We start from the raw sequence: 14,196 nt of genomic DNA on the forward strand, positions 1-14,196 counted from the left end.
TTGGCTCATGAGCCGACAAGAGGGATCGGCGCACGAAAACTTTCAATGATCCGCTCCGCGAGGTTCTCTTGGATCACACTTTGTGCTCCCTTCCAACCCGGCACGCCGTTGGCTTCGAGCACATAGATCCGCCCTGCCGCGTCTTGGATCAGATCGATCGCCGCGACGTGCAACCGCAGCGACCGGCAAACCGTGGTCGCGAGCTGGCGAAAAGCCTCCGTCACCGCAACTTGTTCACAGCAAGCGCCTTGCGAAACGTTGGTCCGCCAATCATCCGGATTGGTTCTTTGCACGGCCCAAACTAAATCGCCAGCGACAAACAGACGAAGATCTTGCCCGTTGCAGGGAATATATTCCTGCTGGTAGATCACCGCGCCAAGCTGCTGCAGCGTCGTAAATGTAGTCCAAGCCAGTTCGCGTGTTTCGATTCGCATCACGCCGCGTCCCTCGCCGCCAAACATCGGCTTGACGACCACCGGCCCATCGAACTGCTCAAAAGCCGCCATCGCATCGGCTCGCGTCTGCGATACCGCGGTCCGCGGCACCGGCAAGCCGAGACGATGCAGCCGCGCGGTCGTTGCATATTTGTCGATCGCGATCTCGAGGGCACGAGGCGGATTGGCAACCCGGATTCCCGATTCTTGCAGCGCGTGCAAGATGCTCAAGCGAAACGTCACTTGTTCCAGAGTGCCCAGCGGCATCGTTCGCGTCAGCACGACGTCGAACGCATGCAGATCGCCTGCCGGAGAATCACAACGCAGCATATCCCCGTCACCGACGATCGACGACAACGCTTCGTAATCGGTAAACGCTATCGAATCGCCCGCCTTCTCGGCAGCGGTGCGCAACTGGTTCGCATGCCAACCGCGATCGGGCCCGAGCACTAAGAACTTCATTGCGACTTGCAACCGAATGACGTTTCCAAAATGTCGGGCCTCAGCTGACCAAAGGTGCGGCTGATCCCGCTGCGCAGATTCACAAACGTCACCACGGCGGGGCTGAACAATTGCGGATCGACTTTGAAGAAATCGTATTCGTACGACGCGAAGATCTCGCCAAACGTCTTGCCATAATCGCTGGAACTGTTGCTGGGAACCTTCGGGCCGATCTCGTCGATCACCGACTGGTCGGCATCGACGAACAACGTGACCGATCCGCCATAAAGAATCGCATCGTTTGTGCGACCGATCCCGTCGATCGACTTCAGCGCCGGAGGTGGCAGCGGCGCACTTCCGGTTGCCGAGAGGACATCGCTGACGTCGAAGCCAACTTCGTGCAGCTTGTGCATCGCGGTCTCGACGCTTCGCGCGACAACCTGGATGTTCCCGGCGATACTGGTTGTCGGTGCGATCAGAATCGTCAGCAGTTCGGGCTCGATCGAACACTCCTCCGCGATCTTCAAAACCGCAGCTTCGGTTGGATAGGTGTCAGCTTCCAGCACCGCCACACCGATCGCTCCACTCTCGGAGAGCCCCAGTTTTCCAAGCAGTTGTTCTTTCCCGCGCAACAGGCGAATCGGGCCACTGACCATCGCTGAATAATCGCCGACCGAAAGAGGCCAGCCGGCATATTGGCAGGCCAGACATGCACCGACAGGGTTGTCGGTCGCCACCTTCACAACAACTCCGGTTCCAATCGCTCCCGGTTCGGCGGCGGCGAAGACGTCAGCTGCGGCTCCCAAGCAGACATCCGCTAGCATCTCGCCGGCGACCAGCCCCCCGCGGTGCTCGATACCGAGATCGAACAGCGTCGCGCCCCCAATTGTCGTCGAACCAACGCGATATTCTGCGAGGTTCTCTTCCAGGTCGTTGGCGGTCTGAAAGGCGGCTTGATTGAACTGAGTCATTAAATTCCTTCGAGGCAAAAAACGTCGAACATGGTCGGAAACAGGCGCACAAACAAACGGAATCGCTTGAAAAAAGCCCGTTGAAAAGTGGAGGTAATGTTGGGAAGCGAACCGAGCAAAAAAGGCACAGCCGGCTTCGTCAGAAAAAAGCTAATTCAAAATGGTCTCAATCGCCGAACTAACCTTTGCCGTCAGCCTCGGCTGACCTAAGATTACGATTGTGGGACATGAATTTGTTCTACGCATCCTTCAGATTGCATTCCGGCAGAGAGACCAATTTAATCGGGTTGACTCGTATCAATTAAGGGCTAGTGCAGTAGCACGTCCGATACCTGTCATTCTCCCAGCGGCTCCGTTTTTGCCGCAATAACTGAGGGATAACCATATGGCCGGTCATCTTCATTTATGGAGATGACCGGTTTTTTTATGCGCTGGTGCCGATCGGACCTAAAGGATCCCGCGGACCGATAGGTTGTTCAACCGTCGCGCGACATCGGTCAATCCATCCAAGACGACCTGGTCGTAGGTCCGTCCGTCGCAGGTATCCAAGCCGTGGCCGGGATCGAGATTGCGCAGCCCTTCGAGCGCTGCATCTTCGTGATGGAAGACTTCGACAAAAGCTGTCTTCAGTTTCCCGGTGCGAGCACATGCAGTTAGCAGCGCGCCGATCCAACCATCGTCGGTCGATAGACAACCGCGCGTCGTCTTGGCCGATGCGTGGAAGATACCCAAACCGTCCCCATCAGCGATCTTTTGGATGATCGCTTCGTTCTCGGGAATCGACAGAGTTGAATCGCCACAGTGAGCGGCATCGACCATCACCTTGAAGAACGACTTGCCGATCTCTTTGTTGACAGCTTCGACAAACGTCCAGATCCGACCGATGTCGGTGAAGGTCTTGAATTCGCCACCGCGAAGGAATTCGATGTGCCACGCTTTGACCGGCGAACCATCCAGCTCGGCTTCTTTAAAAGCACGGCTGTGAACGCGAACGTTCTGCGCGACCGCGGCGGTGAACTCGTCACCTTCCTTACGCGTCGCACCAGGCTTCAACCACTCTTCGACCGACGTCGATGAAACGGTTTCGATGCCGTGCTTCTTCGCCGCCGACAAACCGCCGACAAGAATCTCCACCACCGCGTCTTCGTCATTGGGATTCATCGGATCGGCGCCGCCGACCATCATGATGAAGTGGACCTGCAGTTTCAGTTCGCGGAAACCGTCGACCATTTCTTTGACATCGGCTTCGTCGAGTCCCGGAAAAAACGGAACTTGGACGCAGCTGATACGGACCAACGATTCGCTGCACAGCTTGGCCATGTTGGCGACGACAACCAATTTCCCATCGGCGTCGCGTGGCAACTTGCCCGCTTCGTCGGGGACCAAGCCTCCGACAAATTTCAGATGCGTGGGGACAACCCCGAGATCGACGTTCGGTTTCAAAGAAATGCAATCGGGCATGGCTCGTGAATTCCAGGGAACGGGTTGGAGGGTGAGTTATATCGCCATGATGATAAACTCTTCACGAACCGTGCGTAAGCACATTCGACCACCGCTGCCACCGATCCCGTCACGCGCCCCGAATTAGTCGCGGCGCAATTAACCGCGATCGACACCCGCTAAGACCTCAGCCGCTGCTTGGCTCTTGTTGAGCACATACAGATGCAGCCCGTCGATGCCACGGCGAATCAGATCGTTCGTTTGCTGTTGGGCGTGTTCGATGCCAACTTTCAATTGCCATTCGGCCGAATCGTTTTCGTTGAAACGATCGACCAACCCTTGCGGCAACTTCGCCTTGCACATCGAAGCGATCCGCTGGGCCTGCGCGAAGTTGGTGATCGGCAACAGACCGGGAATGATCGGAATTTCAATCCCGGCAGCTTGGCAAGCGTCGCGGAAACGGAAGAAGTCGTCGTTGTCGTAGAACAACTGCGTGACGACGCAATCGGCCCCCGCGTCGACTTTGCGTTTCAGGTTCTCCATATCGACGTCGGCGTCGACAGCTTCCTGATGGACTTCGGGATAACCGGCGACCGCGATCCCAAACTCGGGAAACTCGGCGTGAATCATCTCGACCAGTTCGTTGGCGAACCGGAAACCGCCTTCGACTGCGGTGAACGAGGTCTCTCCCTTGGGCGGATCGCCGCGCAGCGCGACGATGTAGTCGACGCCGAGGGTTCCCGCTTCGGTCAGGTAGCTGCGCAGTTGGTCCTGGGTCGAACCGACGCAGGTCAGGTGCGATGCGACAGGTTTGCCAGTTCGCCGTTTGACTTCGCGGACCACATCCAACGTGCTGTCGCGAGTCGAGCCGCCGGCGCCGTAGGTGCAGGTGAAAAAGGCGGGATCGAATTGCTTGAGACTGTCGACGTGTTGATACAACGATTCGAAGCCCGCCGGTGTTCGCGGCGGAAAGAGTTCGAACGAGATGGGGCATCCACCGCCACGAAATAACTGAGATAGCGACATAAGAACAAGCAGGGAAATCCAGAGGATCGAAATTTGGAACGCAAAGCGGGCTGTATTGTTACGAATCCCGCGACGTCCAACAATGACACCGCATCGAGAGCTTAGCAGAGCTGCGCGATCAGGCCCACGCGAACAGCGGGATGCCAGCCAACATCGCCAACAACAAAGTCCCGACGATGTAGAACCCGGCATGCACGACGCCGCCACCGGTTTCCAATTCGAAAGTCGTCACCGAAATCAAAGTGCCAACGGCCAACATCGCAGCCAACGCGACTAAGACCGCACCGATCGGCATCTCGGCGACGCTGTCGTAGTCCATCACATAAGCGGGAACAAATGCGTAGAGCGCCCAGAGCAGCGCGAACAGCACCGAACAGATGGCGACGCGGGCTTGAAGTTCGCGTCCGTAGAAGGGTTCCAGTTCCTGCTCGCGAGCAAACGTGTAGCCGGACCAAACTAAAGGCGGAGCCAGCAACAGCGCACCGAGCGGCGGAATCCAGCCCGGCACCGATTCCATCGACCGAATCACGACCGCCGCGATGATCGCCGCAACGATCGAACCGGCGACGGAGAAGATGCCGAGCTTGGTAACTCGCACCTCTTCGCGCATAATCGGCTTCAGAACGCTCTTGCCCGTGGAATCCTTGGGACCATCGTCCACGGGCGCATGAACGACGACCTCTTCGGTTTTGTCCGGGATCTGGATCGTCGCCTTGCACTTGGGGCAAGGGCCTTTCTTTCCAGCAAATTTATCGCTGACGTTGAATCGCGTCAGGCACTTTTCACAGGTAACTCGAATTGCCATGTCGAAGAAGGGTTGTCCCGTATCGCGGTTCGTCAGCAGCAACCCACAATAACCGAGCTGCCATAATGGATAATGAAAAGTCGTCAGATACTAGCGAGCCCGACGTGCCGAGCGATAGTCTCGCCGATGCCGCCCCCTGTTTGCAAGTCGACGAGCCACCGGTGCATGTTGTACTGTACCAGCCCGAGATTCCACAGAATACCGGAAACATTGGGCGGACGTGTGTCGCCGTTGGTGCCAAATTGTGGCTTGTGCGGCCGCTGGGTTTCAAAATCGACGAGCACAGTGTTCGCCGAGCCGGCGTCGATTATTGGCACATGCTGAATCTGCAGCTTGTCGATTCGATCGACGAAGTCCAACAAGCCCTACCGCAGCGTAAGTTCTGGTACTTCAGCCGCTTCGCCCGACGCAGCCTGTGGGAAGCGCCGATCGATCTGGGCGACGCGATCGTCTTTGGCCGCGAGTCGGCGGGATTGCCCGAAGAGATTCTCGATCTCGATTCCCCCCAAGCGATCCGGATCCCCACGACCGAACAGGTTCGCAGCTTGAACCTTTCGAACACCGCCGCTATCGCCGTCTATGAGGTTCTAAGACAACATGGCCTTTTGTCGTGAACGCAGGCCACAACGCTTACAGACCTGTCGTCCAACCACCGACACGGCCCAGCGGACACCACAGAGGGGCCATCGCCCCCTCATTAGGCACACAAAATCCAATAATATCGGCGAATCTCCATTTTCCATTCCGCACCGCTGGTTAGTATAAGAGCTGAACAAATTCTCCCTAGATGTACATAACTACAGATGAGACAGACCTGGATGCCAAACCTATTGGGTGGTTATCGAGCCAGCAGAGCGACAACGCCTCTGCTGCTGTCGGAGCGTCAGTTAGCTAGGGAACTGAACCGCGAGCGCCTGCGATCCGACCGCCGTGAGATTCCATTCTGTTTGATCGACGTGGTTCTCTCACCGGAAAATTGTCGCCGGAGCGATGTCGTCCGCGCCGCCCGTTTGCTTCATCGTCGCTTGCGGTTGACCGACACGCTCGGCCATCGTAGCCGCGCGACAGTTGGGATCGTGCTAACCGACACCCCCGAACAAGGGGGCCGGATCGTGATCGACGATCTCCGCGATTTGCTGTTCAACGCCGGGCTGAAGTGTGCACTGGAGCTGTTTGCCTACGATCCCGAAGCGTGGCAACAGGAACAACTGTTCGATCGGCACGACGATCACGATCCCCCGTCGGGACATCTGATGCCACCGCAACCGATCGCATCTCGTCGACGGGGTATCGCCAAACGGTTTGTCGATGTTGTTGGCTCGGGAGTCGGCCTGATGATTTCCGCCGTGCCGATCACCTTGGCTTGCCTGGCAATCCGCTGCACTTCGAAAGGTCCCGCCATCTTCCGCCAAGTGCGCGAAGGTGCCGACGGCAAACCGTTCACTATCTATAAGTTGCGAACGATGCGCGTCGACGCCGAACAACAGCAAGCCGAACTTAGACGGCTGAGCGAACGGGACGGACCGGCATTCAAGATCAAGAACGACCCGCGGATCACGCCGGTCGGCAAGGTGTTGCGAGCGACATGCATCGACGAACTGCCCCAATTGGTCAACGTCTTCTTGGGGCAAATGTCGCTGGTCGGGCCACGCCCTTTGCCGTGGTCGGAGAGTCGTGCGGTCGCAACGTGGCAACGTCGCCGATTGGATGTCAAACCGGGGATCACGGGAATTTGGCAAACGGCGAAACACGAAGAGATCGCGTTTGATGATTGGATGCGAATGGACCTCCGCTACGTCGACAAAGGCTCGGCTTGGCTGGACATGAAACTGCTCGCCAAGACGGTCATCGTGCCGGTCAAAGCCCGCGGAAACCACTGATCCCTTCTGGCGCTCTCGCCGTCGACAGCTGCCATCCTACGCTCCGCGGCGGACGCCAATGGTCAACAAGAGGTTGGCGAAGATCGCTTGGTCGCCGGTCTGAATCGTCAAGATGTGCTCGCGCGATCGCACCGCATCGTAGAATTGCATCTGTTCGATCGGTTCCAGCTGGACATCGCTTTTTGCATCGGCAAACAACTTGCGGAACTCATCCCACACCGGCGGATCGGCCGGCAATGCGTAGGGCCCCGATTGCGGATACATCATCGTGTTGGCGGCATCGATCGGAATCGCCGTCAACAACGTCGCCAGGACTTGGCAACACGAAACCAATCCCGGCGCGAGGTTCAGACTAACGAGTTCCGCGCTGGGTCCCAACGTGTGATACGCGGGATAGTTTCCGTCGGCGATCAAGACTTTGCTGTAATGTCCGCCGCGGGCCAGGACTTCGTTGATCTTGGGATGCAATAATTCGTGTTTGAGCATAACAGAGAAAGGTCGCTGCGGTTTAAGGTGCTAGGCCGGGATCGGGTTGCCAAATATACATAAACGTTGGCAAGCGTGAACGCATCAAACCAGGAATCTGCGGCATCGCCATCAATTGAGTAGGTTCGTTTGGCGTCGTGGCGTAAGGAGTTCGCGCCTTGTCCTGATCGCGATGCAGCATCACGACACACGCGTTGGGATCGCCGGCGTAGGCTCGTGCCGCAGCGATCGCGTCGTCGATATAGCCGACTTGGTCGATCACGCCCAACTTTTCTGCCTGCGTTCCGGTGAAGATCCGTCCGTCAAAAATCTCCGCGTCGGAATGGATGCGTTGTCGGGAACGCAGCACGACGTCTTTGAAACGCTCGTTATATTGTTCGGCGATCTCGGTCAGCAGTTCCTCTTCGTCCTCTTCCAAAAATCGCTCAGGCGATCCGATGTCGACAAACTTTCCGGCCCGAATCGTTTGTCCGGCGACGTTAAACTGCGCCATCGCGTCTTCGAGGTTGTACAGATTCAAGATCACGCCAAACCCGCCGACGATCGTTGTCGGGTGAGCCACGATTTGATCGGCCGCCGTAGCCAGCAAGTATCCGCCACCGGTCGCGATATCCATCAAGACCGCCACGATCGGCATCCCGGTTCGCTCGCGAAACGCTTCCAGTTCGCGACGCATGATGTCCGACGCGGTCACGCCGCCGCCGTAGCTGTTGATGCGAATGATAACCGCCGAAATATCGCCTTCGCGTTCGACCTGGTCCAACTTCTCGCGGAAAATATCCAACGGGTTGTCCCCCATCGAACCGATCCCCGCCTGGTTCTGGTTGACCAGCAACCCATCGACGTCGATCAAAGCGATCTTGCGACAGCTGCCCGCCTGCACAGGCATCGCCTTCAGTGGCGATCGATCGCGTAGGACTTGAGGTTGCATCGCAATCGGATCGGCGGAAACGTGCACCCGGGCGGGCATCAACCGAATCAAATTGTTGGTTTGGATCGCGTGTTTGCCGCATCCAATGCTGGACGCAAACAGGGTGCAAAGAATCAATAGGCGTGTCATGCAGCGGCTCTGATCAGCGGGTCGAGCGGCGCGGAATCCGTTCCTAACGCACTACCTTACGGATCGGAAATCTCACCCCACCGACTGTCACCAAACAAACGCTACCCGGTCCAATACCCGCCGCATATTGCCTGTCATCGAACGATCATGACTGCTGCGGCGACTTTGCCGAGGCTAGCGTCCGCTCCAAAACCTGCTGTCGCTCAAAATCGCGCTGGTCGATCCGGCCCAAGGCAAAACATAAACAGCAGCCGACCGTAAACAGACCGAATTGCACCAATTGCATCTGCACAACAAAGGCGTCCGAAGAATAGTCGGACAAAGAATCGAGGAACCCACGAAGCGTCCGGCGATCCCCAACCGACAAACTCAACGCCGTCGCGACCCAAGAATAGAGGATCACTCCGCCAAACAGAACCGCCAACAAACAGAGAGCGCGGATTCGCAAGTGCGCATACGCTAGCATTGTTGACGCCGAACCGATGTACAGCAAAACAAACAACGGAACCGCTAGCAACTGCGCCGCAACAACCGGCACGTCATAGGCCCGTGCCGCGGACAGCAAAACCGCCACCAGAGTGGTCCCCAGCATGACCGACCGGATCGTAAACCGATACCGTCGTGGCAGATCGCCTTCGTTGGTATGCCACGCCAACCAAGCCGGGACGCCGAGCAGCGTCGAGACGGTCGACTGCAGCACCAGCAACCCACCCAACAACAACATATACCGTACCGGCGATTCACGCCAGCAGATCGACATCACCAAGACATGCCAGACGAAAGCCGCCGCGCCAAAGAAGAGACGTCGCCACGAGAACATCGCCGAAAAGCAGACCGATGCCGTCATCGAACATCCGAGCCACATCAGCCCGATCCAAACAGCTTGGCCAAATGGCGATCCGTAATCGAAACGCACCCACAGTCCAAACACAATCTGCAAAACCACAACCGTGATCGCTGCCAAGACAGACAGCACCCCGATCCGCGGATGGGTCAGCTCACCATTGGACATTGGAAAGCTCCACGCACTGAAGATACTGGAGAGCGAACTGCCGAAGCGATCGGCAGAGCAGAATGGAATCGATCACGATGTCTACCGGGGGCCACGGGCAAATTTGCGGGAGCCCCCATTAAATCGATTCTTGTGGCGGTCGGCTACCGCCGTGCGACAGCCTTTCCCGACTGTCTACCAACAAGCACCAAACAGCCAATGCGGATCGCGGCGGTAGAGCTTCGATCCGCAGCAAACGAACTACGCCGCAGCAACTTCCGGGTAACTCCCCTCGCCCGCCATCGCCGCGGTAATCCGTTCGAACTCTTCGGGGTTGGCGAAATGGACGACGATCTTTCCCTTCCCTTTGGCTGTCTGTTTGATCTCGACCTTGGTCCCGAGATCCATTCGTAGCTGACGTTCCAGCGACGAGATCTGCGGCGAAGCGACCTGCTTTTTGCGAACCGCCGAAGCCGCCTGACCACCGGTCTCTTGATCCTCTTCCGCTTGCAGAATATCCGAAACGTGCGACTCGGTCTGCCGAACCGACCACTGCTCCTTGGCGATCGTTTCCGCCAATTCGCACTGCAGATCATCGTCCCCAAGTGGCAACAGAGCGCGGGCGTGACCGGCGGTCAGGGTTCCTTCTTGGATCGCATCGAGAACGGCATCGGGCAATTCCAACAGCCGCATTAGATTGGCAACCGTGCTGCGATCGATCTTCAACCGCTTCGCCAATTCGTTTTGCGGGCAGCCGTGCTGATCGATGTAGTTGCGGAACGACATCGCTTTTTCGACAGCGTTGAGATCCTTGCGTTGCAGGTTCTCGACGATCGCCAACTCGGCGACCATCCGGTCGTCGGCTTCGCGGATCTCCGCGCGGACGGTTGTCATGCCGCCATGGATCGCAGCGCGCAAGCGGCGTTCGCCCGAGATCAATTGGTATCGTTCGCCATCGCGCCGAACGATCACCGGTTGCAATTGTTCGTGCGACTTCAGACTTTCGGCAAGCGCGGCGATCTCTTCGGTGTCGAACTGGCGTCGTGGTTGGAATGGATTGTTATCGATCTCGTAGACGTTCAAATGAACGACTTGCCCCGCGGGAACGGTCCCGTCGTCGATGTCACTTGGTTGCAATTTGGTTGCCTGCCGCGAGACCGGTGCAACATTCGTCGCCGGTGCTGCCGATTCGGTCTGCGTCGACCGTGGTTCGGTCGACAGCCCAATGTCGCCACCACGTTCGTTTTCGATCGGGGTGCCCAACAGCGCGGCTAATCCCTTTCCAAGTCTTCGATCTTTAGTCACGGCCGAGTACCTCCATGCAAAGCTGAGTATAAGCGTAGGCTCCGCGCGATCGCGGAGAATACTGAAAAATGTTTTCGCCGTGGCTAGGTGCCTCGGTCAACGCGACATCGCGTGGGACAACGGTGTCGAACACGATTTCGCCAAAGAACTCCCGAACCTCCGAATCGACTTCGTGGGTCAATTCCAAACGAGGATCGTACATCGTCAACAAGATCCCGCCAAAGGTCAGTCGGCCATCGGTGGCTTGAATCGCTTCGCGGATCACGTGAATCATTTGGGTCAGCCCTTCCATTGCAAAATATTCGCATTGAATGGGCATCAGAACTTCTGTCGACGCCGCCAGCGCGGCGCGGGTCAACGTCCCCAACGACGGTGGGCAATCGATCAAGACGTGGTCATAAGAGTGCAGGCCAGTCTCCAAATGCCTACGCAACATCGCCGCTTCGGAACCGGTCGCCTTGGCCAATTGATCCACATCCTGAAACGAACGACTGCCGGGCAACAGATCGAGATTCGTTTCGGTCGATTCGCGAATACTGTCGCGGAGCGTATTGGGATCGATCAACGGATGACGCTTCGCCGGTTCGATCCCCAGCGCGCTGGTGGCGTTGCACTGCGGATCCATGTCGACCAGCAGAGTTTTATAGCCTCCGCGAGCCAGACCGGCAGCTAGGTTAACGGCGGTCGTGGTTTTGCCCACGCCCCCTTTCTGATTCGCAACGCACAGGATCCGACCCATCTTGTTTCGCAATGCCGAGCGGTCAGTCTCGACGCGAAGCCTCCATGATGATTGGTGAATGCAGCCATCCTGGCCGCCCTTGGAAAACCTCGCTTCGTCGATTCGATGCGTGTTCTCCTGAGGTCCCATTCTAGCGAGGAACTACAAAAATGCAGAATGCCAGTTTTAGGACCGGTGGTTTCACGGGAAACAGTAGCGGATGAAGGGGCTGTACCACGCGGTCGCCTTGCAGAAACCAGACGCAATTCAACCGACACCCGATCGCCGATCGACACAAATGGCCAAGACACAGAAAGTCATCTGCCCCAATCGAAAATAATTTTCACATGCGGACGATGGCCAGTTTCCATAAACCCTTACCACGGCTACCATAGTGACGCATGTACACTCCGCAAGCGAATCAGGGCAGTTCGCTTACCACCGCGTGGCAAGTCAGGATGACCATCAACAATGACTACAGCGTCGATCAAACGTCTCGCAATTATCGTATTTCTTTTGCTTTCGAGCAGTTCCGCCAGGGCGGATATCATCTTGCTCCTCGATACGACCAACCGCATGTTTTCGTTCGAAGGGACCGACACTGGAACGCTTGGAAACGCTGGATCGGCCGGGAGAGCGTATTGGGACACCAACGCTACCGACCCTTCTCCCCCCAACACGACAACCTTTGTCCTTAGCAATGCGTTTCAATTCGAAAGCAATCCGACAAGCGACACTAGCGCCGCGCTGGTCCTACAATTCGACAACGCCAACATGCTGACCGGATTGCTTCTAGCGACCCAGTTTGCTGGACAAGCGAATCAATCGGGAACGATCAGCACGGTCAGCAACTTTAGCTTCAACTATGGCACCGGCTTCAGCGGCACCAACAGCGAAGTCTATCTCACAAGCTTTGAGAATATCGTTCTTGGTGCTGGCTACAATGTTCCGCTGTCGGCCGGACCTACGCACGCAACCGGTTTCCAGCCGATCCAGGTCCAGTCGGCGCAAACCGCTGCAGCTCCCGAACCAGGATCGCTCGCGCTGATGGCCAGCGGACTTGCCGGAGCGGCTCTGCTGCGACGACGCCAACGTCGATTGAAAGAAGACCGCAACGAGAGTGAATTGGCTCCAGCGCCCGCGGCCGACTAGCTCGTCCCTGCAACTCGCTACCGCACGCAGCAGACTACATATTGCGTGCGTGCTTCTCGTCAACCATCCGCACACAGCGATTGCCTACGCAGTCGGTTGGATCGCCCAAGCGACGAAACCAATCGATGCGAGCTTCTCCAGCCTCGATGCGTTAGCGTCGATTCAGCGGATTGAAGACGAGCCCGGTCAGGGGTTCGCGAGCCAGATGAAACGTGTTCGCGGGAAGCTGTTCTTCTTGAACAGCGATCGTCTCCATCGCGTCGACATCGATCGGCGGCACCAACGCGGCATAGCTACATGCCTCCGGCCCACCGAGCTTGGTCACCAGATCTTCGATCGTTCGACGATATTGGATCGTCGGCGTGGCATCTTGCAACAGATCGGAGATGATCAAATGGTGCAATAGATTGACCGAAAGCTCGCACCATTCGTCGCTCGCTTCAGGACACAGTTCGCGCAAACGGTCGATCGCCGCCTCTTTGGCCTCGCATAAAACCCAACGCCGATCCGTGCCACAATAGATTGCTAACCGTCCCTGGTGATCGCTGGTGGAGATCGGCGTCCATGCGATTTCGGCCGCATCGGGTCCTTCGGCGATCGTGTTGCACGTGAAACATTCCCCAATCCGTGCAACCAAATCTTCGCTGCTGATCGGATTGCCGCCGCCGAACACCCGATGACTCGAGTGCAGCAGATCGACCGAATCCTCGAGCCGCCAGATTAGGGTCAGCACAAAATTGGCGGGATGATCGCTTGCGACCGGACCCTCATGTTCTTGCAACCAGCTGAAATACCTTTCGCTCGCCCGCACACGATCCTCTCCCGCCGCGACCAGCATTGGCGAAGGACCAACGATCTCTTGAATGGCACCAATCGTCCGAGCGTCGCTGATCGGCCACATCGAATGCCGGACTCCAGCATCGTCGACGCACGTAATTTCCAACCCATCCTGAATCGCGGAATCCAATAGATGCTGCAGCCGATCACCCGGATCCGAACAAAGGCCCACCACGGGGCTGAAGTTCGCGGCGCATTGACGCACTAAATCGAAGCGTTCCTGAACGATGGCGTCATCCATTTCGCTGGCCGAATAGAGTCGGCGGTCTTCGGGCGAATCAAAACGAACACCACACAAGATGCCCCGCATGCTGACGCTTTGGTCTCCATCAGCAAACGTCTGTTGGTAGATGTAGACCTCGGGAGCCGCTTCATGCTGCAGAACCCCTTCGGTTTGCCAACGCCGCCAGAACTTCGCCGCCCGTTGGTCGCTGCTGCCCCGAACGTCCCCCGGCTCCTCGCGGTTGGCAATCAATCGAATGCAACCGGCCGGATGTCGCTTATATAAGATGTCTCTCTGTTCGAGACGGAGTGCATCGACTGAGGGAGCAACGACGTCGCTCAGGTTGCCGACATGGCCAAGGTTGTAACGCAGGGCACGGATCGCGGAAATTTCCGGCATGAAGACTTCGGGGGCTGATACGAAATGA

14 protein-coding genes are annotated in these 14,196 nt (G+C 57.3%); 3 read left to right on the top strand and 11 right to left on the bottom strand.

The features are described from left to right. Positions 1 to 5 precede the first annotated feature (5 nt). The 5 genes from EC9_RS16900 to EC9_RS16920 form a co-directional block, all read right to left on the bottom strand. Positions 6 to 896 carry an ATP-grasp domain-containing protein gene (locus EC9_RS16900; RefSeq protein ID WP_145347017.1) on the bottom strand — a complete coding sequence of 297 codons (891 nt, stop codon included), beginning with the start codon at positions 894 to 896 and terminating at the stop codon, positions 6 to 8. Beyond that, on the bottom strand, positions 893 to 1,846 hold the full coding sequence (gene mch, locus EC9_RS16905) for a methenyltetrahydromethanopterin cyclohydrolase (protein WP_145347019.1): 954 nt from the start codon (positions 1,844 to 1,846) through the stop codon (positions 893 to 895). Before mch ends, EC9_RS16900 begins: the two co-directional genes overlap by 4 nt. Before the next feature lie 447 nt (positions 1,847 to 2,293). Beyond that, on the bottom strand, positions 2,294 to 3,307 hold the full coding sequence (locus tag EC9_RS16910; protein WP_145347021.1) for a hypothetical protein: 1,014 nt from the start codon (positions 3,305 to 3,307) through the stop codon (positions 2,294 to 2,296). A 138-nt stretch (positions 3,308 to 3,445) separates the two neighbouring features. Then, positions 3,446 to 4,312: a methylenetetrahydrofolate reductase [NAD(P)H] gene (metF, locus tag EC9_RS16915; protein ID WP_197451228.1), complete on the bottom strand. Its 867-nt coding sequence runs from the start codon at positions 4,310 to 4,312 to the stop codon at positions 3,446 to 3,448. 118 nt (positions 4,313 to 4,430) lie between these two features. After that, positions 4,431 to 5,117: a zinc ribbon domain-containing protein gene (locus EC9_RS16920; RefSeq protein ID WP_145347023.1), complete on the bottom strand. Its 687-nt coding sequence runs from the start codon at positions 5,115 to 5,117 to the stop codon at positions 4,431 to 4,433. 65 nt (positions 5,118 to 5,182) lie between these two features. Between EC9_RS16920 and EC9_RS16925 the strand changes: the two genes are divergently transcribed. Beyond that, positions 5,183 to 5,731 carry a tRNA (cytidine(34)-2'-O)-methyltransferase gene (locus tag EC9_RS16925; RefSeq protein WP_145347025.1) on the top strand — a complete coding sequence of 183 codons (549 nt, stop codon included), beginning with the start codon at positions 5,183 to 5,185 and terminating at the stop codon, positions 5,729 to 5,731. A 204-nt stretch (positions 5,732 to 5,935) separates the two neighbouring features. Then, positions 5,936 to 6,997, top strand: coding sequence for a sugar transferase (locus EC9_RS16930; RefSeq protein WP_246105735.1), 1,062 nt, complete (start codon positions 5,936 to 5,938; stop codon positions 6,995 to 6,997). 36 nt (positions 6,998 to 7,033) lie between these two features. Here the strand turns inward: EC9_RS16930 and EC9_RS16935 are convergent, their stop codons facing one another. The 5 genes from EC9_RS16935 to EC9_RS16955 form a co-directional block, all read right to left on the bottom strand. Further along, positions 7,034 to 7,483 carry an RbsD/FucU family protein gene (locus tag EC9_RS16935; protein ID WP_145347028.1) on the bottom strand — a complete coding sequence of 150 codons (450 nt, stop codon included), beginning with the start codon at positions 7,481 to 7,483 and terminating at the stop codon, positions 7,034 to 7,036. Positions 7,484 to 7,505: 22 nt separating this feature from the next. Beyond that, positions 7,506 to 8,543 (bottom strand): S49 family peptidase, encoded by a 1,038-nt coding sequence (locus EC9_RS16940; RefSeq protein ID WP_218934204.1) that lies wholly within the window; start codon positions 8,541 to 8,543, stop codon positions 7,506 to 7,508. A gap of 145 nt (positions 8,544 to 8,688) precedes the next feature. After that, positions 8,689 to 9,555 carry an LTA synthase family protein gene (locus EC9_RS16945; protein ID WP_145347030.1) on the bottom strand — a complete coding sequence of 289 codons (867 nt, stop codon included), beginning with the start codon at positions 9,553 to 9,555 and terminating at the stop codon, positions 8,689 to 8,691. 240 nt (positions 9,556 to 9,795) lie between these two features. Continuing rightward, positions 9,796 to 10,839 carry a ParB/RepB/Spo0J family partition protein gene (locus EC9_RS16950; protein ID WP_145347032.1) on the bottom strand — a complete coding sequence of 348 codons (1,044 nt, stop codon included), beginning with the start codon at positions 10,837 to 10,839 and terminating at the stop codon, positions 9,796 to 9,798. Continuing rightward, positions 10,832 to 11,578: a ParA family protein gene (locus EC9_RS16955; protein WP_145347034.1), complete on the bottom strand. Its 747-nt coding sequence runs from the start codon at positions 11,576 to 11,578 to the stop codon at positions 10,832 to 10,834. Before EC9_RS16955 ends, EC9_RS16950 begins: the two co-directional genes overlap by 8 nt. Positions 11,579 to 12,133: 555 nt before the next feature. On the opposite strand from EC9_RS16955, the gene EC9_RS16960 reads away from it, so the two are divergent. Beyond that, positions 12,134 to 12,709, top strand: coding sequence for a PEP-CTERM sorting domain-containing protein (locus tag EC9_RS16960; RefSeq protein WP_218934205.1), 576 nt, complete (start codon positions 12,134 to 12,136; stop codon positions 12,707 to 12,709). 151 nt (positions 12,710 to 12,860) lie between these two features. On the opposite strand, the gene EC9_RS16965 is transcribed toward EC9_RS16960, so the two are convergent. Next, positions 12,861 to 14,168: a DUF1015 family protein gene (locus EC9_RS16965; protein ID WP_145347038.1), complete on the bottom strand. Its 1,308-nt coding sequence runs from the start codon at positions 14,166 to 14,168 to the stop codon at positions 12,861 to 12,863. Positions 14,169 to 14,196: the final 28 nt, after the last annotated feature.

It is taken from the genome of Rosistilla ulvae (genome assembly GCF_007741475.1).
Lineage (GTDB): Bacteria > Planctomycetota > Planctomycetia > Pirellulales > Pirellulaceae > Rosistilla > Rosistilla ulvae.